We start from the raw sequence: 18,949 nt of genomic DNA, 5'->3' as shown, positions 1-18,949 counted from the left end.
GGGCTCGAATTCGTGCGTCCGGAGCCGCGGAACCTGGAGGAACAGCGAAGAAATCGACCGCGCACCACTCTGTGCCTGGCGCTCGGCAGCATCCGTGCTTTGCGCAGCAGCTTCAGCCGCGCGGGTGATGCCTGGCGTGCATGTCCTGCAGGCGGGCACGGGCGACATGGGTGTAGATCTGGGTGGTCGACAGGTCGCTGTGCCCCAGCAGCATCTGCACCACCCGCAGGTCGGCGCCGTGGTTGAGCAGATGGGTCGCGAAGGCATGCCGCAGGGTATGCGGGGACAGCGACTTGCCGATACCGGCGACCTTGGCCTGGTGCTTGATCCGGTGCCAGAAGGTCTGGCGGGTCATCTGCTCGCCGCGCAGGCTGGGAAACAGCACGTCGCTCGGCCGCCCGCCCAGCAGTTCGCCACGGGCATCGCGCATGTAGCGTTCGACCCAGACAATCGCCTCCTCGCCCATCGGCACCAGGCGCTCCTTGCTGCCCTTGCCCATGACCCGCAGCACGCCCTGGCGCAGGTTGACCTGTTCCAGGGTCAGGCTGATCAGTTCCGTCACCCGCAGCCCGCAGGCGTAGAGCACTTCCAGCATGGCCCGGTCGCGCTGACCGATGGCCTCGCTCAGGTCCGGCGCTTTCAGCAGGGCTTCGACGTCAGCTTCCGACAGGGATTTGGGCAACGGACGACCCAACTGCGGCATCTCCACCTGCAGGGTCGGATCGACGGCGATCAGCTTTTCGCGCAACAGGTAACGGTAGAAGCCCCGGACACCGGAAAGAAAACGCGCAGTGGAGCGCGGTTTGTAGGCCTGCTCCAGACGCCAGGCCAGGTGGTCGAGAATCAGCTCGCGACCGGCATTGAGCAATTCCAGGCCCTTGTCCTGCAACCAGCCGTTGAACAGCGCAAGGTCGCTGCGATAGGCATCACGGGTATTGTCCGAGAGACCTTTCTCCAGCCACAGGGCGTCGAGGAACTGGTCGATAAGGGGATGATCGATGGCTGGCATAAGGGCTCGACAAGCAAAAGGCGATAAGCAGATGAGCACTGTGGAGCTGGCTTGCCGGCGATGGCGTCCCCGCAGGCGCGACAAGACTCAAGGGCCACTCGCTGGCAAGCCGGCTCCTGCAAGGTGTTCATTGCAATCCCACTGTGACAGCGGCAAACGGATTTTTCAAAACCCGGAATGCAAAAAAGCAGCCCGTAGGCTGCTTTTTTCTGCATCGGAAGCTGGACTCAGGCCAGTTTTTCCTTGATGCGAGCTGCTTTACCCGACAGGTCGCGCAGGTAGTACAGCTTGGCTTTACGTACGTCACCGCGACGCTTGACAGCCATGCTGTCGATTTGCGGGCTGTAGGTCTGGAAAGTACGCTCTACGCCAACACCGTTGGAGATTTTACGTACGGTGAACGCGCTGTTCACACCACGGTTACGCTTGGCAATTACCACGCCTTCGAACGCCTGCAGACGCGAACGGTCGCCTTCCTTCACTTTCACCTGAACGACAATGGTGTCGCCCGGGGCAAAGGTAGGGATCTCTTTGGTCATCTGCTCTGCTTCGAGTGCAAGGATGATTTTGTTAGTCATGCTGTGCTCCTAAGGTAAATCGTCTGATCTACCATCGATACGTTGTTAACTATCGTCCCGCTCGCGGATGTATTCCTCGAGCAGCTTCTTCTCTTCTCCAGAAAGCGAGCGGCTTTCCAGAAGATCGGCGCGTCGTTCCGAGGTCCTGCCAAGGGACTGCTTCAGACGCCAACGCCGGATATGTGCGTGGTTGCCACTGAGCAACACGTCGGGAACACGCTGATCCGCATACACCTCCGGACGGGTGTAGTGCGGGCAATCCAGCAAACCATCCGTGAAGGAATCTTCCTCCGCGGAGTCCGCATGCCCTAAAGCTCCGGGCAGCAGTCGTGTAACCGCATCTATCAGGACCATCGCCGGCAGCTCGCCACCGGAAAGAACATAGTCCCCAATCGACCACTCTTCATCGACATGAGCGTCTATAAAGCGCTCGTCAATGCCTTCGTAACGACCTGCAATGAGGATCAAGGCTTCCTCGTTCGCCAGGTCGCGTACCGCCAACTGATTCAGCTGCCGGCCCTGGGGCGACAGGTAGATCACCTTCGCCGCCTCCCCTGCTGCTGCCTTGGCCTGAACCAGGGCGTCCTCAAGGGGCTTGATCTTCATCACCATGCCCGGACCACCGCCAAATGGGCGATCATCCACAGTGTGATGTCGATCGGTCGTGTAGTCCCGCGGATTCCAACAGGTCAGCTGCAAGAGCCCCTGTTTCACCGCACGACTGGTGATGCCGTAGTCGCTGATGGCGGAAAACATTTCGGGAAACAAACTGATCACTTCTACGCGCAGGCTAGCCATCGCTTAGAAGTCCGCGTCCCAATCCACCTTCATCTCGCCAGCGGCAAGGTCGACAGCCAACACGCATTGCTCCGTATAGGGCAACAGGCGTTCGCGATCATCCAGGCTGCCCGGACAAGGCTTGACCACCATGACATCGTTCGAGCCAGTCTCCAGCAGGTGATCGATCTTCCCGAACAGTTGCCCGAGGGTGTCGATGACCTTGAGACCTTCCAGCTGGTACCAGTAGTACTCGCCGTCGGTCAGTTCAGGAAACAGGTTGCGCGGCACGCAGATCTCATAACCGGCCAGAAGACGCGCTTCTTCACGATCATCGAGACCCTTGAGCTTTGCGACCAGGAACTTGTCGTTCCCACGCCCGCTGACCAGCTCTACCTGTTTCACGCTACCTTCGCGCTTGAGCGTCCAGGTTTTGTAGTCCAACAGGTTTTTAATTGGATCAGTAAAGGAATAAACCTTCACTTCGCCGCGAACGCCATGAACAGAGTAGATCTTGCCGATAACGATCAAATCATCGGTAGAAGCCGGCGTCGCGTTCATATTGCTCAGGCCGCAACCTTAGCGTTTTCCTTCAGCAACTGAGCAACGCGCTCAGAAGGTTGTGCACCAACGCTCAGCCAGTAGGCTACGCGCTCTTGGTTCACGGACAGACGAACTTCCTGACCACGAGCAACCGGGTTGAAGAAACCCACTTGTTCTTTGTGCGAACCGTCACGAGCGTTGCGGCTGTCGGTTACGGTCAGGTGGTAAAACGGGCGCTTTTTGGAGCCGCCAAGGGCAAGACGGATTGTTAGCATGTGAACATCGTTCCTGTAGTCGGTGCTGCAAATCTAAATGCACAGCGGGCATGGGTGCCCGAAAGGCCGCATATTCTAAGGAATATCCGGACTTTTGCAAATGACTTTTTCCGGCGCCTGGCGCCATGCAATCAAGATTTGCCATAGAGCCGTCGTGAAAAACGGCAGGTCAGCTCCCGCGTAGCGCGGGTTTGCTGGAGATCCCCGCGTCCGTGCGGGGCAACGCCGACATGACAGCCGGCGCAGATTCTTTACATTTTCGGCATGCCGCCGCCGGGCAACATGCCGCCCATGCCGCGCATCATCTTGGCCATACCGCCCTTGGCGGAGAATTTCTTCATCATCTTCTGCATCTGCTTGTGCTGCTTGATCAAGCGCCCGATGTCCTGCACCTGGGTGCCGGAACCCATGGCGATACGGCGCTTGCGCGAGCCGCTGATCAGCTCGGGGTCGCGGCGTTCGGCCGGGGTCATGGAGTTGATGATGGCTTCCATCTGCTTGAACTGCTTCTCTGCCGCCCCCTGGGCATTGCCCATCTGCGCCAGGTTGACGCCGCCGATGTTCGGCAGCTTGTCCATCAGGCCGCCGAGGCCGCCCATGTTCTTCATCTGTTGCAGCTGGTCGCGGAAGTCTTCGAGGTCGAAGCCCTTGCCCTTCTTCAGCTTTTTGGCAAGTTTGTCGGCTTTGTCCTTGTCGAGCGTCGCCTCGGCCTGCTCGATCAGGCTGAGCACGTCGCCCATGCCGAGGATGCGCGAAGCGATCCGGTCCGGGTGGAAGGGGTCGAGCGCTTCGCTCTTTTCACCCATGCCGATGAACTTGATCGGCTTGCCGGTGATGGCACGGACCGACAGCGCGGCACCGCCACGGGCGTCACCGTCGACCTTGGTCAGGATCACGCCGGTCAGCGGCAGCGCGTCGCCAAAGGCCTTGGCGGTGTTGGCGGCGTCCTGGCCGGTCATGGCGTCGACCACGAACAGCGTTTCCACGGGCTTGATCGCCGCGTGCAACTGCTGGATCTCGCCCATCATCTCGTCATCGATATGCAGACGACCGGCGGTGTCGACGATGACCACGTCGATGAACTTGAGGCGTGCTTCCTTGATGGCCGCTTCGGCGATGGCCACCGGCTTCTGGCTGATATCGGACGGGAAGAAGGTCACGCCGATGTCGTTGGCCAGGGTTTCCAGCTGCTTGATCGCGGCCGGACGGTAGACGTCCGCCGACACCACCATCACGCTTTTCTTCTTGCGCTCCTTGAGGAAGCGCGCCAGCTTGCCGGCGGTGGTGGTCTTGCCCGCGCCCTGCAGGCCGGCCATCAGGATGACCGCTGGCGGCACGGCGCTCAGGTTCAGGTCTTCGTTGGCGGCGCCCATCAGGCTTTCGAGTTCGGCCTGGACAATCTTCACGAACGCCTGGCCCGGCGTCAGGCTGCGCGACACTTCAGTGCCGACGGCGCGTTCCTTGACCGAATTGACGAAGTCCTTCACCACCGGCAGGGCGACGTCGGCTTCGAGCAACGCCATGCGCACTTCACGCAGGGTGTCTTTGATATTGTCCTCGGTCAGCTTGGCCTTGCCGGTGACATGGCGCAGCGTCTGCGAGAGACGGTCGGTCAGGTTTTCAAACATGCGCGATCCTTTGAGGCCCCTAATAATAGAACCGAGGTAATAGGCCGCCAGCGTAGTCAAAAGCGTGCCTGGCGAGCCTGCGGCGTGGGCAGGTCGCGGATTATAGCGAGACTGCGTGCGCGGCACTAGCGCCACGGTCTTTCGTGGACTGGCGGTTGTATGCCAAACTCAGCGCCTTTCGGGCTCGCTTCCCAGGACTTATGCTTCCTTTGTCACCCAGTTTGCTGACCAGCCTCGCCGCCGCCTGCTTGTATGCCGCTGCGACTCTCTATCAAGGCACTCGCCTGCGCCAGTGTGCCAAGGCCGACAAACGCCTGCTGGTCGGGCTCGGCATCTTCGCCGTGCTGGCCCACGCGATCGCCCTGTGCACCCACCTGGCGACCCCGGTCGGACTGGGCCTGGACTTCTTCAACGCCGCCAGCCTGATCGCCGTCGCCGTGATCGCCCTGACCCTGGTCGCCTGTTCGCGGATCCCCGTGGAGAACCTGCTGATCCTGCTGTTCCCGCTGGGCCTGCTGACGGTGCTGCTGGCGCAGTTCGCGCCGTCGGGCACGGTGCAGATCATCGATGAGGAACCGGGCATCCTCGCGCATATCCTGCTGTCGATCCTCGCCTATGGCATGTTTACCATCGCGGTGTTCCAGGCCCTGCTGCTGCTGTTGCAGGACCACCAGCTCAAGCACAAGCACCCTTCAGGCCTGATCAAGAACTTCCCGCCGTTGCAGACCATGGAAAGCCTGCTGTTCGGTTTCCTCTGGGCCGGCTGGACACTGCTGTCGCTGTCCCTGATCTCCGGCTGGCTGTTCGTCGAGAACCTGTTCGCCCAGCACCTGGTGCACAAGACCCTGCTGGCCTGCCTGGCCTGGATCGTGTTCAGTGTGCTGCTGTGGGGCCGCAACCGTCTCGGCTGGCGCGGGCACAAGGCGATCCGCTGGACCCTGGCCGGCTTCTGCCTGCTGATGCTGGCCTATTTCGGCAGCAAGCTGGTCCGCGAATACATCCTGCACATCTGACGGGCCGAGATCATGGACAACCTGCCCGCCGGGCCGATGCTCGCTGTATTGGCCCTGCTGATCCTCTGGTCGGCGCTGTTCACCGCCATCGAAGTCGCCCAGCAGTTGCTCACGGCACAACGCCCCGCCTCGCGCTCGGGTGACAAACCCGCCGCACGCCTGAGCTTCCCGCGGGACAGCCTGATCTTCTGCAACACCCTGTGCCGCATCGTCGCGGTGATCATCGCCACCCTGCTCTCGCTGCTGCTCTGGGGTGAACACGGGCCCTGGCTGGCCTGCCTGGGCAGCACCATCGCCCTGCTGGTATTCGCCGACTACCTGCCACGCCTGCTCGCCGCCCGCTATCCCGAAGCCATCCTGGCGATCGGCAACGCCCTGCTCGGCGTCCCGCTGAAGATCCTCTACCCCGCGGCCTGGCTGCTCGACGGTGCCGCCCGCCTGTTGCTGCGGCCCTTCATCAGCAAGGCCGGCACGGTCAAGCAGAGCGATGAAGACCAGCCCCCGCTCGATCCGGAAGACGAACCGGAACATCCGGCACGCCACCCGTCGCTGTCCAGCATCCAGGCGCTGCACAACATCACGGTCAACGACATCCTGGTGCCCCGCAGCGAAGTGGACGGGATCAATCTCGACGACTCCATCGAGGACATCATCGCGCAGTTGCTGAAGAACCGACGCACCCGCCTGCCGGTGTTCCACAGCGACATCAACCAGGTCGAGGCGGTGCTCAATACCCGCCAGATCCTTCACCTGCTGTTCGATGCCAGCCTGACCAAGGCCTCCCTGCTCGAAGCCTGTCGCGAGCCGTACTTCGTGCCGGAAAGCACGCCGCTGCAACTGCAACTGCTGAATTTCCACAAGCAGCAACGCCGCCAGGGCATGGTGGTGGACGAATACGGAGAAGTGCTGGGCATCGTCACCCTGGAAGACATTCTTGAAGAAATCGTCGGTGAATTCGAGAGCGAGCACAGCCTCAACAACCCGCATATCCATCCGCAGGCCGATGGCCGCCTGGTGATCGATGGCGCCGCCTCGATCCGCGAACTGAACAAGAGCCTGGGCTGGCACCTGCCCAGCGATGGTCCGAAGACCCTCAACGGCCTGGTCACCGAAGCCCTGGAAACCATTCCGGACAGCGCGGTGTGCCTGAAGATCGGCCGTTATCGCCTGGAGATCCTCGAAACCGAGGACAACCGCGTCAGCAAGGTCCTGGTCTGGCACACCAGCACGCTCCCAACGACAAGGCCATCCGCGTAATTCAAAATCACTGCGCAACCCTGTAGGAGCCTGGCTTGCCAGCGATGGCGCGCGCAAGATCAATGCAAGACTTACCGGCCTCATCGCCAGCAAGCCGGCTCCCACGGGATAGTCTTCAGGTCATCTCCACACACCGCATGATCGTCGCTCTTGTTCGATCCAGCGGCGCGTTCCTATAATCGGGTGGGCTTATCCAGCCCCGCCGGAATGCCCGCCTACCCGCGCCCAGCCTTTTCCGGCCAGCACTGCCTTGTCATCACCCGCCGCCGACACTCACAACCGGTCGCACGGGAATAAGCCCTTATCCCTGGGTGTTCATACTAATAACTCGCACGCGCAAGACTTTCAGGGAAGCCCGTAATGACCTCCAGCACCACCTTTGACGACGCCACGCCGAACAAGCCGCTGAACTCCACCTCACGAGTGGCGACCGCCAGTTTTATCGGCACGGCCATCGAGTTCTACGATTTCTATGTGTATGCCACCGCCGCCGCGCTGGTCATCGGTCCGGTATTTTTCCCGCAAACCGACGGCACCGCGCAGATGCTCTCGGCCTTCCTGACCTTCGGCATCGCCTTCCTGGCCCGCCCGCTGGGCTCGATCCTGTTCGGCCACTTCGGTGATCGCATCGGGCGCAAATCGACCCTGGTCGCCTCGCTGCTGCTGATGGGCATCTGCACCACGCTGATCGGCGTACTGCCCGGCTACGCCACCATCGGTGCCTGGGCGCCGATCCTGTTGTGCCTGCTGCGCTTCGGCCAGGGCCTGGGACTGGGTGGGGAATGGGGCGGAGCCGCGCTGCTGGCGACCGAAAACGCCCCCGAAGGCAAGCGCGCCTGGTTCGGCATGTTTCCGCAACTGGGGCCCTCGATCGGCTTTCTCGCCGCCAACGGCCTGTTCCTGATCCTGGCCATGACCCTCAGCGATGAGCAGTTCCGTTCCTGGGGCTGGCGTATTCCGTTCCTGCTCAGTGCCGCGCTGGTGATAGTCGGCCTGTACGTTCGCCTCAAACTGGAGGAAAGCCCGGTCTTCGCCAATGCCGTGGCGCGCCAGGAGCGGGTGAAGATGCCGCTGGTCGAGCTGTTCAGCCGCTACTGGGTGCCTGTGCTGCTGGGCTCCGTGGCGATGGTGGTGTGCTACGCGCTGTTCTATATCTCGGCGGTGTTTTCCCTGAGCTACGGCGTCGCCAACCTCGGCTACAGCCGCGAAACCTTCCTCGGGCTGCTGTGTTTTGCCGTGCTGTTCATGGCCGCGGCCACGCCACTGGCGGCCTGGGCCAGCGACCGCTTCGGCCGCAAGCCGGTACTGATTCTCGGCGGGGTGCTGGCACTGCTGTCCGGTTTTACCATGGAGCCGCTGCTGGGCCATGGCTCGACCACAGGCGTCGCCCTGTTCCTGTGCCTCGAACTGTTCCTGATGGGGATCACCTTCGCCCCGATGGGGGCCTTGCTGCCGGAGCTGTTTCCCACCCACGTGCGTTACACCGGCGCATCGGCGGCCTATAACCTGGGCGGCATCGTCGGGGCCTCGGCGGCACCGTTCTTTGCCCAGAAACTGGTGACGATGGGCGGCCTGAGCTGGGTCGGGGGGTATGTATCGGGGGCTGCGGCGCTGAGCCTGATTGCGATCTTCTGCCTGAAGGAAACGCGCTACAGCGATTTGAACAAGGTGGCCTGAAGATCGCGCCAAGCACGATCATTGCAGGAGCCGGCTTGCCGGCGATGGCATCCTTGAGATCAACGCTGCACTCTGGGGCCTCATCGCCAGCAAGCCGGCTCCTACGGTTCAGCGGCGAACGCGGGTGCGCGCAAGGCACACATCCGCGCTCTTGAGCGGGGTTACAGCTCGACCACGACCGCCTGGGCCGCACGGGTCGCCTTGGCCCGCGCCGCTTCGATCGATTCGTCACGCGCCAGGGCCACGCCCATGCGGCGCTGACCGTTGACTTCCGGCTTGCCGAACAGGCGCAAGGCGGTGTCCGGCTCGCTCAACGCCGCGCCGAGGTTGGCGAAGGCGGTCTGGGTCGACTGCCCTTCCACCAGGATCACCGCCGAGGCCGACGGGCCGAACTGGCGGATCAGCGGGATCGGCAAGCCGAGAATCGCCCGGGCATGCAGCGCGAACTGCGACAGATCCTGGGAAATCATGGTCACCATGCCGGTGTCATGGGGACGCGGCGACACTTCGCTGAACCACACCTGGTCACCCTTGATGAACAACTCGACGCCAAACATGCCGCGCCCACCCAGGGCTTCGGTCACGGCCTTGGCGACCCGCTCCGACTCGGCCAGGGCCACAGGGCTCATGGCCTGCGGCTGCCACGACTCCTGGTAGTCACCCTTCTCCTGACGGTGGCCGACCGGTGCGCAGAACGTGGTACCGCCGACATGACGCACGGTAAGCAGGGTGATTTCGTAGTCGAAATCGATGAAGCCCTCGACAATCACCCGACCCTTACCGGCACGGCCGCCTTCCTGGGCGTAATCCCAGGCCTTCTGTACGTCATCGACACTGCGCAGCAGGCTCTGGCCCTTGCCCGACGAACTCATCACCGGCTTGACCACGCAAGGGAAGCCCAGGTCCTCGACGGCCTTGCTGTAGGCTTCGAAGGTGTCGGCGAAGTGGTACGGCGAGGTCGGCAGCTTCAGTTCTTCGGCGGCCAGGCGACGGATGCCTTCACGGTTCATGGTCAACTGCGCGGCGCGCGCGGTCGGCACCACGGTGAAGCCTTCGGCCTCCAGCTCCACCAGGGTGGCGGTGGCGATGGCTTCGATTTCCGGAACGATGAAGTGCGGCTTCTCGGCTTCGATTACCGCCCGCAGGGCCGCGCCGTCGAGCATGTTGATCACGTGGCTGCGATGGGCCACCTGCATGGCCGGCGCATCGGCGTAGCGGTCGACCGCGATCACTTCGACGCCCAGGCGTTGCAGTTCGATCACGACTTCCTTGCCCAGCTCACCACAGCCACAGAGCAATACGCGAGTCGCGGTCGGCGACAGTGGAGTTCCGATACGGGTCATTTCAGGTCCTCAAGGAAGCAGATCATCGAAGGCGCCCGATCAGCGGGCCCCTGCTGGGAATAAGAAGGCGGGCATTTTACATGAACTGGGGCAAATCGTTTCAGGCCGGATGAGCGGCTTTACGCAGGCGCCAGGCCATGACCAGCCAGACCACGGTAACACCGGCGAACTTGGAGCCCAGCGCCGTCAGGACCACAGCGGGGGTCAGCGCGCCGATCAGGCCGAAGAAGATAAAGGTGTCCAGCGGGATGCTGAGCGCCGAACTTATCCACAGGCGGTCGTGCAGCGGGCGCCGGGTGATACTGAAGACCAGCCAGTCGATGCATTCGGAGATGGCAAAGGCCGTGGCGCTGGCCAGGGCGATGGTCGGGTCGGAGGTCACATACGACAGCACCAGCGCCGCCAGCATGGCAACGATGGCTCCATGGCCGAAACGGGTCTGGACCATATCGCGCAGGATAAACACCAGCCCACCCCAGGCCGACCAGATGATGTCCAGGTGCGGCGCGCTGGAGAACGCGAAGTTGATCAGCACGACGCTGGCGATATAGGCGATAAGAAAGAGCATGGGGCGCGGACTACCTGTCGATGTAGCCCTACAGATTACCGCAAAGCGCCAGGAGGGTCACAGCCAGGACCCGAATCAGCCCTTCGTCCCCTGCATCCACAGCAGCCCGCTGGACTTGGCCCGCTCATGGCAACGCCCGAGCACTTCGCGACGCTCGGCGTTATCCATCCGGCTCCAGCGGGTGATTTCCTCGACCGTGCGCTGGCAACCGGTGCAGATATCCTGCTCGTCCAGCGCGCAGATACTCACGCAGGGCGAGGCCACCGGACGCTCCGGCGTGGTCATTCCAGGTCTTCCTGCAGGTCGCGGGCGTAACGCCGGGAATTGTGTACATAGTGGGCGGCACTGGCCTCGAGCATCTTCTTCTGCGGCTCGGTCAGCTCACGCACCACCTTGCCCGGCGAGCCCATCACCAGCGAACCGTCGGGAATTTCCTTGCCTTCGCCGATCAGCGAATTGGCGCCGATGATGCAGTTCCTGCCGATCTTCGCGCCATTGAGAATCACCGCGTTGATGCCGATCAGGCTGTAGTCGCCGACGGTACAGCCGTGCAGCATGGCGTTATGGCCGATGGTCACGCCGGTGCCGATGGTCAGCGGATAGCCCATGTCGGTGTGCATGACCGTACCGTCCTGGACGTTGCTGTCGCGCCCGATCAGGATCAGCTCGTTGTCACCGCGCAACACGGCGTTGAACCAGACGTTGGCGCCCTCTTCCAGCTTGACCTTGCCCACCAGCACGGCATTGGGTGCCACCCAGCTCTGCGGATGGGCTTCGACGCGAAAGTCGCCCAGGCGGTATTTCATACGGTAGTCCTCACGGCTCGGGGCAGAACGCCATACCGACGATGGCTCAAATATTGATAAACCGCTCGGGCGGCTTGTGCAGGCTGATCTTGGCGTCATACAGCAGATTGATCAACTCGACGATCATGATCGCCGTGAGCCCCCAGATCTTGTATTCACCATAGCGATAACTGGGCACGTACCAGCTGCGGCCCTGATAATCGATGCGATGGGTGTGTTCGCGCGGGTCCTGGCGGAAGAATTCCAGCGGTACGTTGAACACCGCGGCGATCTCGGCATCGTTGGCCTGGTACTCGACAAAATCCGGGACCACGCCGACATAGGGCGTTACCTTGATCCCATGCAGGGAGATCAACGGACTGAGCGGACCGATGATCTCCACCAGTCCGGGCGCCAGGCCGATCTCTTCCTGCGCCTCGCGCAGGGCGGTGAAGACCAGGTCGGGGTCTTCGGGATCGCGGCGGCCACCGGGAAACGCGACCTCGCCACCATGGGTCGAAAGACCGCTGGCCCGCAGGGTCAGCACCAGCTCCGGCTCGTCACTGCGCGTGATCGGCACCAGTACCGCCGCCTCGGGAAAACGTCGATCCGTTTCCAGGGGGCGTGGGGTATGGTTGCTGACACGTCGAAGTAGCTCATCCAGCATGGCTGATCTCGATTTCTGACTTACCCTGCATCATGCACCAAACCGACAGGTCGCCCAACCCCTCAACCGATGCATGTCGCGAAAGCACAACTTGCCGACAGGTGACCGACCACGCGAAGATAGGCGCGCCACCCAGAGAATCCAGCATGAAGTTCTGCAGCCAATGCGGTAAACCGGTCAGTCAACGCATTCCCGAGGGCGACACGCGCCTGCGCTTTGTCTGCGATCACTGCCAGACCATTCATTACCAGAATCCCAATATCGTCGCCGGCTGCCTGCCGGTCTGGGGCAGCCAGGTGCTGCTCTGCCGCCGCGCCATCGAACCGCGCCTGGGGTTCTGGACCTTGCCGGCCGGCTTCATGGAAAACGGCGAGACCGTCGAGGACGCCGCCCGCCGGGAAACCTTCGAAGAGGCTTATGCCCGCGTGCGCAACCTGAGCATCTACACGCTGATCGATGTGCCGCATATCAATCAGGTCCATGTGTTCTACCGCGCCGAGCTGGCCGACCTGGACTTCCGCGCCGGCACCGAGAGCCTGGAGGTACGGCTGTTCGAAGAACACGAGATCCCCTGGTCCGAGCTGGCTTTCAGGACGGTCGGGCGTACCTTAGAATGCTTCTTCGCCGACCGCCTCACACAACAGTTCCCGGTGCGCAGCGAAGCCGTGCCGCCGATGATGCCGAAAGCGGCCGACCCCAAATAATCCGCTACGCCACTTTATTCAGGGATACCGTTTCAATGCGTTGGTTGCTTGCCGTTTTCTGCCTGTCGTTTGCCGCGCTGTCCCAGGCTTCCGCCGCCGACCCACTGCAAGGTCGAATGATTGAAAAGGTCCTGGTCCTCAAGTCCGCCCACCAGTTGCAACTGATCAGCGACGGCAAGCCCCTGAAGACCTACCGCATCTCCCTGGGCAGGAACCCGAAGGGGCAGAAACTGATAGAAGGCGATCGCCGTACGCCGGAAGGTTTCTACTGGATCGACTGGCGCAAGACCAGCGACAAATTCAACCTGTCCATGCACATTTCCTACCCGAATATCAGCGATGCCGCACGCGCCCGTCGCGAAGGCGTCAATCCCGGCAGCATGATCATGATCCACGGCACGCCGGACTCCGAGGACTACCCGGAGCAGTGGCTGCATACCCTGGACTGGACCGACGGCTGCGTCGGCATGCGCAACGTCGACATGCGTGAAGTGTGGAACCTGGTCAAGGACGGCACCCTGGTGGAAATCCGCCCCTGAAGCGCTTCTCACCCAACCACCCTGATACCACTGCAACCCCGAATGCCCGGCATGCACCCCATGCCGGGCTTTTTATTGCGCTCGAAGAATACCACTGGCATTGACATGGTATTCAAGTGGTATTAGCTTGATGCCACTACCCGAGCGAAAAACCTCTAATAACCGCATCGGAAATCCTACATGAACAAGATACTCGCACTGCGTCCCGACGAGTCCCAGCCTACGCCGTTGTACCTGCAACTGGCGCGCAACCTGGAAGCCGCCATCCATGCCGGCCAATGGAAAGCCGAACAGGCGCTGCCCTCGGAACGCAACCTGAGCGAACTGCTGAGTATCTCCCGGGTGACGGCCCGCAAAGCCCTGGAAGTCCTCTTCGAACAGGGTCTGATCCGCCGCAGCCAGGGTTCCGGGACCTTTATCACCCCGCGCCTGGAACAGCCGTTGTCACGCCTGTCGAGCTTCAGCGAGATGCTTCGCTCCAAGGGCTTCGTACCCGGCTCGCAATGGCTGGAACGCCATATCGCCCTGCCCAGCCACGAAGAACTGATCCGCCTGGCCCTGTCCCCCAGCGACAAGGTGGCGCGCCTCAAGCGCCTGCGCAAGGCCGACGACACGGTGATGGCGATCGAGATGAGCACCCTGCCCGCCGCGCTGTTGCCCGAGCCGGAGCAGGTCGGCGATTCGCTCTATGAATACCTGGACGGTATCGGTCGGCCGGTGGTCCGCGCCCTGCAACATATCCGCGCGATCAATGCTTCGCCGGACCTCGCCGCCCTGGTGGGCATCGAGCCCGGTACCGCGATGCTGTTGATGACCCGTGTCGGCTACCTCGAAGACAACACCCCCATCGAACTGACCGACACCTATTGCCGTGACGACTACTACGACTTCGTCGCAGAGCTGCGACGTTAGCTTCCCCAGAGAACCTGCCATGTCCGAAGACAACATCCTTACCCCGCAAGGCTGGATCCGCGGCCGCCTGGTACACCAGGTGGGCAAGGTACAACGTATCGAAGGCACGCCCTGCGATCCGGCCGACAACGACCTGCCCTACCTGCTGCCCGGTTTCATCGACCTGCATGTCCACGGTGGCGGCGGCAAGGACATCATGGAGGGTGGTGGCGCCTTCGAAACCATCGCCCGCACCCACCTGCGCTTCGGCACCACCTCATTGCTGGCCACGACCATGACCGCGCCGCCCGAGGAGATCGGCGAAATCCTCGGCCAGCTCGGCCATTACTGCGAACAGCGCCCGGCGGGCACCGCCCGCGTCCTCGGCGTGCACCTCGAAGGCCCGTTCATCAATCCCGGCAAACTCGGCGCCCAGCCGAACTTCGCCCACACGGCGATCGCCGCCGAAATCGATGAATACCTGCGCCGCGCGCCGATCCGGGTGATTACCATCGCCCCGGAAATCGCCGGCCACGCGCAATTGATCCGCGCCCTCAGCAGCCGCGGCATCCGCATGCAGATCGGCCACACCCTGGGCAGCTACGAGGAAGGCGTCGCCGCCCTCGAGGCCGGGGCCACCAGCTTCACCCACCTGTACAACGCCATGAGCCCGTTGCACCACCGCGAGCCCGGTATCGTCGGTGCCGCCCTGGCCCATGCCCGCTATGCCGAACTGATCCCCGACCTGCTGCACGTGCATCCGGGCGCGATGCGCGTGGCCCTGCGCTCGATCCCCTGCCTCTATTGCGTGACCGACTCGACCGCTGCCGCCGGCATGCCGGACGGCGAGTACAAGCTGGGCAGCCACACCGTGACCAAGTGCCTGGGCGGCGTACGCCTGGCCGACGGCACCCTGGCCGGCAGCACCCTGACCATGGACCAGGCCCTGCGCAACCTGGTGAAGATCGGTCTGCCCATCGCCGAAGCCTCGCAACGCCTGTCGCAGTTCCCCGCCGACTACCTCGGCCTGGAAGAGCGCGGACGCCTGGCGCCCGGAGCCTGGGCCGACTGCGTGCGCCTGGATCGTTCGTTGACACTGACCTCGGTAATGGTCGAAGGAGAAGCCGTTGACTTCCAGAATGCTTGAAGAGGCCCTGTCCTCTCACGAGGCGGTCAGCCGCCAGTTGCAGCAACTCGACGACGGCCTGAAGGCCATCGCCGCCCGCCTGCGCCGCCAGCCACCCCATGTGGCGATGACCGTCGCCCGGGGCAGCTCCGACCATGCCGCCAGTTACTTCGCCTACCTGACCATGCAGCAGACCGGCGTACCGGTGGCCTCGCTGCCGATGTCGGTGGTCACCCTGCGGCATTCGCCATTGCGCGTCAGCGGCCAGGCGGTGTTCGCCTTTTCCCAGTCCGGACAGAGCCCGGACCTGGTCGACAGCCTGCACCTGCTGCGCGAACGCGGGGCCCTCAGCGTGGCCATGGTCAACGCCCCCGACTCGCCCCTGGAAGCCGCCTGCGAATACACCGTGCCGCTGCTGGCCGGGGCCGAGCAAAGCGTCGCCGCCACCAAGAGTTTCATCGCCACCCTCAGCGCCAGCGCCCGGCTGCTCGGTCATTGGCATCAGGATCGCGCCCTGCTCGACGCCGGCCAGGCCCTGCCCGCCGGCCTGCAACAGGCCGCGGCCCAGGACTGGAGCGCGGCCATCGACGTGCTGCGCGGTAGCGAGCGGCTGATGGTGATCGGTCGCGGCGCCGGCTTCGCCATTGCCCAGGAGGCCGCGCTGAAGTTCAAGGAAACCTCGGCGATCCAGGCCGAAGCCTTCAGCAGCGCCGAGGTCCGCCACGGCCCAATGGCCCTGATCGACGCCGGCTACCCCCTGCTGGTCTTCGCCCCACGGGGCGCGGAACAGGCCGGACTGCTCAAGCTCGCCGCCGACATGCGCCAGCGCGGCGCCCGCGTGCTGCTCGCCGCGCCACCCGATATCGCCGAGCGCGACCTGGACCTGACCTGCGCCGGGCATCCGGCCCTCGATCCGATCCTGGCGATCCAGAGTTTCTATGTGATGGCCGCCCGACTGGCCGTGGCCCGCGGCATGGACCCCGACCAACCGCGTCACCTGAGCAAAGTCACCCGTACCCACTGACGAGTACAGCGCCATGCATAACAACAATGAGATCACCCTCGGCGCACCGCTCAGCGGTCCCGTGCTCCCACTCACCCGCATCGACGATGCGGTCTTCGCCAGCGGCGCCATGGGCGAAGGCATCGCCATCGACCCGCTCAACGACACCCTGCATGCGCCCTGTGCCGGGGTGATCCTGCATGTCGCGCGAACGCTGCACGCACTGACCCTGCGCGCCGACAACGGCGCCGAACTGTTGCTGCACCTGGGCCTGGATACCGTCGAGCTGCAGGGCGAAGGTTTTGCCCTGCTGGTCGCGGAAGGTGCCCGGGTCAGTGCCGGCCAGGCCCTGCTGCGCTTCGACCTCGACCGGGTCGCCCGCCAGTGCAAAAGCCTGGTGACGCCGCTGGTGCTGACCAACGGCGAACACTACGAACTGAAGGCGCTGCCCGTCGACTCGGTAACGGTCGGCGAGCCGTTGCTGCGGGTCCTGCCACGCCAGAGCGGACGCCAGGTGGCGACGCTTGCCGGGACGACGAGCGAAGAAGTCCGTGGCAGTGCCCGGGTCGCCCACCGCGGCGGCCTCCATGCGCGCCCGGCGGCCTTGCTGCGCCAGGCCGCGCAGGGTTTCAACTGCGAGGCGCGCCTCCACCTGGGAGAGCGCTCCGCCTCCCTCGACAGCCTGATCGGCATCATGGGCCTGGGCGTCACCGAACAGGCCCGGGTGGAAATCAGTTGCCGTGGCACCGACCGCGAAGCCGCCCTGCAGGCGCTGCTGCAGGTCTTGCAAACCCCGTTGGCCGCCGACCCACATCATGCGCCCCCGGCCCGTCCGGCCCCATCCGCCCAACCGGCCGAGGCTGGCGTGCTGCACGGCGTCTGCGCCGCTCCCGGACTGGTCAGCGGCCCCATCGCGCGCCTGCAAGCCATCCAGTTGCCGCCCGACAGCGGTGGGCATATCGCCGACGCACAACTGCAGGCCCTGGATATCGCGCTGGAAAAGGTCCGCGCCGAGATCTACGACACCCTGCAACAGGCCAACGGACGCCAGGATCACGCAGAGCAGGCGATCTTCAACGCCCACCTGGCCCTGCTCGAAGACCCGGCCCTGCTCGATGCTGCCAGCCAGGCCATCGAACAGGGCCACGCGGCGACCCATGCCTGGAGCCAGGCCATCGAAACGCAGTGCCAGGTCCTGTTGAACCTGGACAACCCGCTGCTCGCCGAACGCACCAACGACTTGCACGACCTGCGCCAACGGGTATTGCGTGCCCTTCTCGGCGAGACCTGGCACTACGAGCTGGCCGAAGGCTCGATTGTCGTCGCTCAGGAACTGACCCCTTCCGACCTGCTGCTGATCAGCCAGCAGAAAGTCGCCGGGCTGTGCATGGCCGCCGGTGGCGCCACCTCCCACGTGGCGATCCTCGCCCGGGGCAAGGGCCTGCCCTGCCTGGTCGCCCTCGGTCCGCGACTGCTGGAGATCGCTCCCGGCCAGCAGGTGGTGCTCGATGCCGATCACGGGCGCCTCGAACTGAGCCCCGACAGTACCCGCCTCGAAGGCGTCGCCCTGGCCCACTGGCAACATCAACTGCGCCGCCAGCGCCAGCGCGAACACAGCCATTCGGCGGCCCTGACCCGTGACGGCCTGTCCATCGAGGTGGCGGCCAATGTCGCCTCCGCCCATGAGGCCGGCGAAGCCCATCAAGGCGGGGCCGATGGCGTCGGCCTGTTGCGCACCGAGTTTCTTTTCGTCGACCGCCAGACCGCGCCCGACGAGCAGGAACAGCGCCACGCCTACCAGGGCGTGCTCGATGCCATGGGCGACAAGCCGGTGATCATCCGTACCATCGATGTCGGTGGCGACAAGCAACTCGACTACCTGCCGCTGCCCCAGGAAGCCAATCCCGTGCTCGGCCTGCGCGGCATCCGCCTGGCCCAGGCCCGGCCGGAGCTGCTCGACCAGCAACTGCGCGCGCTGCTGCAAGTCAGCCCGTTGCAACGCTGCCGGATCCTGCTGCCGATGATCAGCGAGGTCGATGAACTGCTGCAGATCCGCCAGCGCCTCGACGCCCTGGCCGCCGAACTGGGGATCGTCGAACGTCCCGAGCTGGGGGTGATGATCGAGGTCCCTTCCGCCGCCCTGCTGGCCGAACAGCTGGCGGAGCACGCCGACTTCCTCTCCATCGGCACCAACGACCTGTCGCAATACACCCTGGCCATGGACCGCGACCACGCGGGCCTGGCCGCCCGGGTCGACGCCCTGCACCCGGCAGTGCTGCGCCTGATCGCCCAGACCTGCGCCGGCGCGGCCCGTCATCAACGCTGGGTCGGCGTCTGTGGTGCGCTGGCCTCGGACCCGCTGGCCACGCCGGTACTGATCGGCCTGGGCGTCACCGAACTGTCCGTGAGCCCGCCGCAGATCGGCGAGATCAAGGAACGGGTACGCCAGCTCGACGCCGCCGGATGTCGCCGGATCAGCCAGTCGCTGCTCCAGCTCGGCAGTGCCGCCAGCGTCCGTGAAACCTGCCGCCGCCACTGGCCGCTGGGCTGATAACAACAATAAGGA

Annotated in this window: 20 protein-coding genes; 9 read left to right on the top strand and 11 right to left on the bottom strand. The window is 63.8% G+C overall.

Translation table 11 applies throughout. The annotated features are described in order from the left end of the window. Nucleotides 1–112: 112 nt before the first annotated feature. From xerD to ffh, 6 genes are all read right to left on the bottom strand, one after another. Nucleotides 113–1,009 carry a site-specific tyrosine recombinase XerD gene (gene xerD, locus HX881_RS17320; RefSeq protein WP_017124055.1) on the bottom strand — a complete coding sequence of 299 codons (897 nt, stop codon included), beginning with the start codon at nucleotides 1,007–1,009 and terminating at the stop codon, nucleotides 113–115. 227 nt (nucleotides 1,010–1,236) lie between these two features. After that, entirely contained in the window at nucleotides 1,237–1,587 is a 351-nt protein-coding gene (gene rplS / locus HX881_RS17315) for a 50S ribosomal protein L19 (protein WP_003175895.1), read from the bottom strand. A gap of 45 nt (nucleotides 1,588–1,632) precedes the next feature. Then, nucleotides 1,633–2,385, bottom strand: coding sequence for a tRNA (guanosine(37)-N1)-methyltransferase TrmD (gene trmD, locus HX881_RS17310; RefSeq protein ID WP_040064517.1), 753 nt, complete (start codon nucleotides 2,383–2,385; stop codon nucleotides 1,633–1,635). Between the two features lie 3 nt (nucleotides 2,386–2,388). Next, the gene (gene rimM / locus HX881_RS17305; protein ID WP_177085648.1) at nucleotides 2,389–2,925 is read right to left on the bottom strand and encodes a ribosome maturation factor RimM; all 537 of its coding nucleotides are present in this window, start codon (nucleotides 2,923–2,925) and stop codon (nucleotides 2,389–2,391) included. A 5-nt stretch (nucleotides 2,926–2,930) separates the two neighbouring features. Then, nucleotides 2,931–3,182, bottom strand: coding sequence for a 30S ribosomal protein S16 (rpsP, locus tag HX881_RS17300; protein WP_017124058.1), 252 nt, complete (start codon nucleotides 3,180–3,182; stop codon nucleotides 2,931–2,933). A gap of 251 nt (nucleotides 3,183–3,433) precedes the next feature. After that, on the bottom strand, nucleotides 3,434–4,810 hold the full coding sequence (gene ffh, locus HX881_RS17295) for a signal recognition particle protein (RefSeq protein ID WP_177085646.1): 1,377 nt from the start codon (nucleotides 4,808–4,810) through the stop codon (nucleotides 3,434–3,436). Between the two features lie 200 nt (nucleotides 4,811–5,010). Between ffh and HX881_RS17290 the strand changes: the two genes are divergently transcribed. The 3 genes from HX881_RS17290 (at nucleotide 5,011) to HX881_RS17280 (ending at nucleotide 8,757) form a co-directional block, all read left to right on the top strand. Further along, entirely contained in the window at nucleotides 5,011–5,823 is an 813-nt protein-coding gene (locus HX881_RS17290) for a cytochrome C assembly family protein (RefSeq protein ID WP_042934507.1), read from the top strand. 12 nt (nucleotides 5,824–5,835) lie between these two features. Then, a complete protein-coding gene (locus tag HX881_RS17285; RefSeq protein WP_017124061.1) occupies nucleotides 5,836–7,080 on the top strand; it encodes an HlyC/CorC family transporter in 1,245 nt (414 codons plus the stop codon). Nucleotides 7,081–7,440: 360 nt separating this feature from the next. Then, nucleotides 7,441–8,757: an MFS transporter gene (locus HX881_RS17280; RefSeq protein WP_017124062.1), complete on the top strand. Its 1,317-nt coding sequence runs from the start codon at nucleotides 7,441–7,443 to the stop codon at nucleotides 8,755–8,757. Between the two features lie 161 nt (nucleotides 8,758–8,918). Here the strand turns inward: HX881_RS17280 and purT are convergent, their stop codons facing one another. The 5 genes from purT to HX881_RS17255 all read right to left on the bottom strand — a co-directional run bounded on the left by purT (nucleotide 8,919) and on the right by HX881_RS17255 (nucleotide 12,120). Next, nucleotides 8,919–10,100 (bottom strand): formate-dependent phosphoribosylglycinamide formyltransferase, encoded by a 1,182-nt coding sequence (gene purT / locus HX881_RS17275; RefSeq protein WP_017124063.1) that lies wholly within the window; start codon nucleotides 10,098–10,100, stop codon nucleotides 8,919–8,921. 100 nt (nucleotides 10,101–10,200) lie between these two features. Next, on the bottom strand, nucleotides 10,201–10,668 hold the full coding sequence (locus HX881_RS17270) for a VUT family protein (protein WP_017124064.1): 468 nt from the start codon (nucleotides 10,666–10,668) through the stop codon (nucleotides 10,201–10,203). A gap of 75 nt (nucleotides 10,669–10,743) precedes the next feature. Beyond that, a complete protein-coding gene (locus HX881_RS17265; protein WP_177085644.1) occupies nucleotides 10,744–10,953 on the bottom strand; it encodes a DUF1289 domain-containing protein in 210 nt (69 codons plus the stop codon). Continuing rightward, entirely contained in the window at nucleotides 10,950–11,474 is a 525-nt protein-coding gene (locus HX881_RS17260; protein ID WP_017124066.1) for a gamma carbonic anhydrase family protein, read from the bottom strand. The genes HX881_RS17265 and HX881_RS17260 overlap by 4 nt, the downstream gene beginning before the upstream one ends. Before the next feature lie 46 nt (nucleotides 11,475–11,520). Continuing rightward, nucleotides 11,521–12,120 carry a CoA pyrophosphatase gene (locus tag HX881_RS17255; protein ID WP_177085642.1) on the bottom strand — a complete coding sequence of 200 codons (600 nt, stop codon included), beginning with the start codon at nucleotides 12,118–12,120 and terminating at the stop codon, nucleotides 11,521–11,523. A gap of 146 nt (nucleotides 12,121–12,266) precedes the next feature. Between HX881_RS17255 and HX881_RS17250 the strand changes: the two genes are divergently transcribed. The 6 genes from HX881_RS17250 to ptsP all read left to right on the top strand — a co-directional run bounded on the left by HX881_RS17250 (nucleotide 12,267) and on the right by ptsP (nucleotide 18,934). Next, nucleotides 12,267–12,824: an NUDIX hydrolase gene (locus HX881_RS17250; RefSeq protein WP_017124068.1), complete on the top strand. Its 558-nt coding sequence runs from the start codon at nucleotides 12,267–12,269 to the stop codon at nucleotides 12,822–12,824. Nucleotides 12,825–12,859: 35 nt separating this feature from the next. Then, nucleotides 12,860–13,363: a L,D-transpeptidase family protein gene (locus HX881_RS17245; RefSeq protein ID WP_017124069.1), complete on the top strand. Its 504-nt coding sequence runs from the start codon at nucleotides 12,860–12,862 to the stop codon at nucleotides 13,361–13,363. A 180-nt stretch (nucleotides 13,364–13,543) separates the two neighbouring features. After that, nucleotides 13,544–14,275, top strand: a complete 732-nt coding sequence (locus HX881_RS17240; RefSeq protein ID WP_017124070.1) for a GntR family transcriptional regulator — start codon at nucleotides 13,544–13,546, stop codon at nucleotides 14,273–14,275. A gap of 19 nt (nucleotides 14,276–14,294) precedes the next feature. Further along, nucleotides 14,295–15,401, top strand: coding sequence for an N-acetylglucosamine-6-phosphate deacetylase (nagA, locus tag HX881_RS17235; protein ID WP_177085640.1), 1,107 nt, complete (start codon nucleotides 14,295–14,297; stop codon nucleotides 15,399–15,401). After that, nucleotides 15,382–16,404: an SIS domain-containing protein gene (locus HX881_RS17230; RefSeq protein ID WP_177085638.1), complete on the top strand. Its 1,023-nt coding sequence runs from the start codon at nucleotides 15,382–15,384 to the stop codon at nucleotides 16,402–16,404. The genes nagA and HX881_RS17230 overlap by 20 nt, the downstream gene beginning before the upstream one ends. Before the next feature lie 13 nt (nucleotides 16,405–16,417). Further along, nucleotides 16,418–18,934 carry a phosphoenolpyruvate--protein phosphotransferase gene (gene ptsP / locus HX881_RS17225; protein WP_177085637.1) on the top strand — a complete coding sequence of 839 codons (2,517 nt, stop codon included), beginning with the start codon at nucleotides 16,418–16,420 and terminating at the stop codon, nucleotides 18,932–18,934. Nucleotides 18,935–18,949: the final 15 nt, after the last annotated feature.

It is taken from the genome of Pseudomonas gingeri, from assembly GCF_013386115.1.
In the GTDB taxonomy this organism is placed as follows: domain Bacteria; phylum Pseudomonadota; class Gammaproteobacteria; order Pseudomonadales; family Pseudomonadaceae; genus Aquipseudomonas; species Aquipseudomonas gingeri.
Note: the sequence above shows the minus strand (reverse complement) of the source record. Positions and strands in the feature narration are given on the sequence as shown.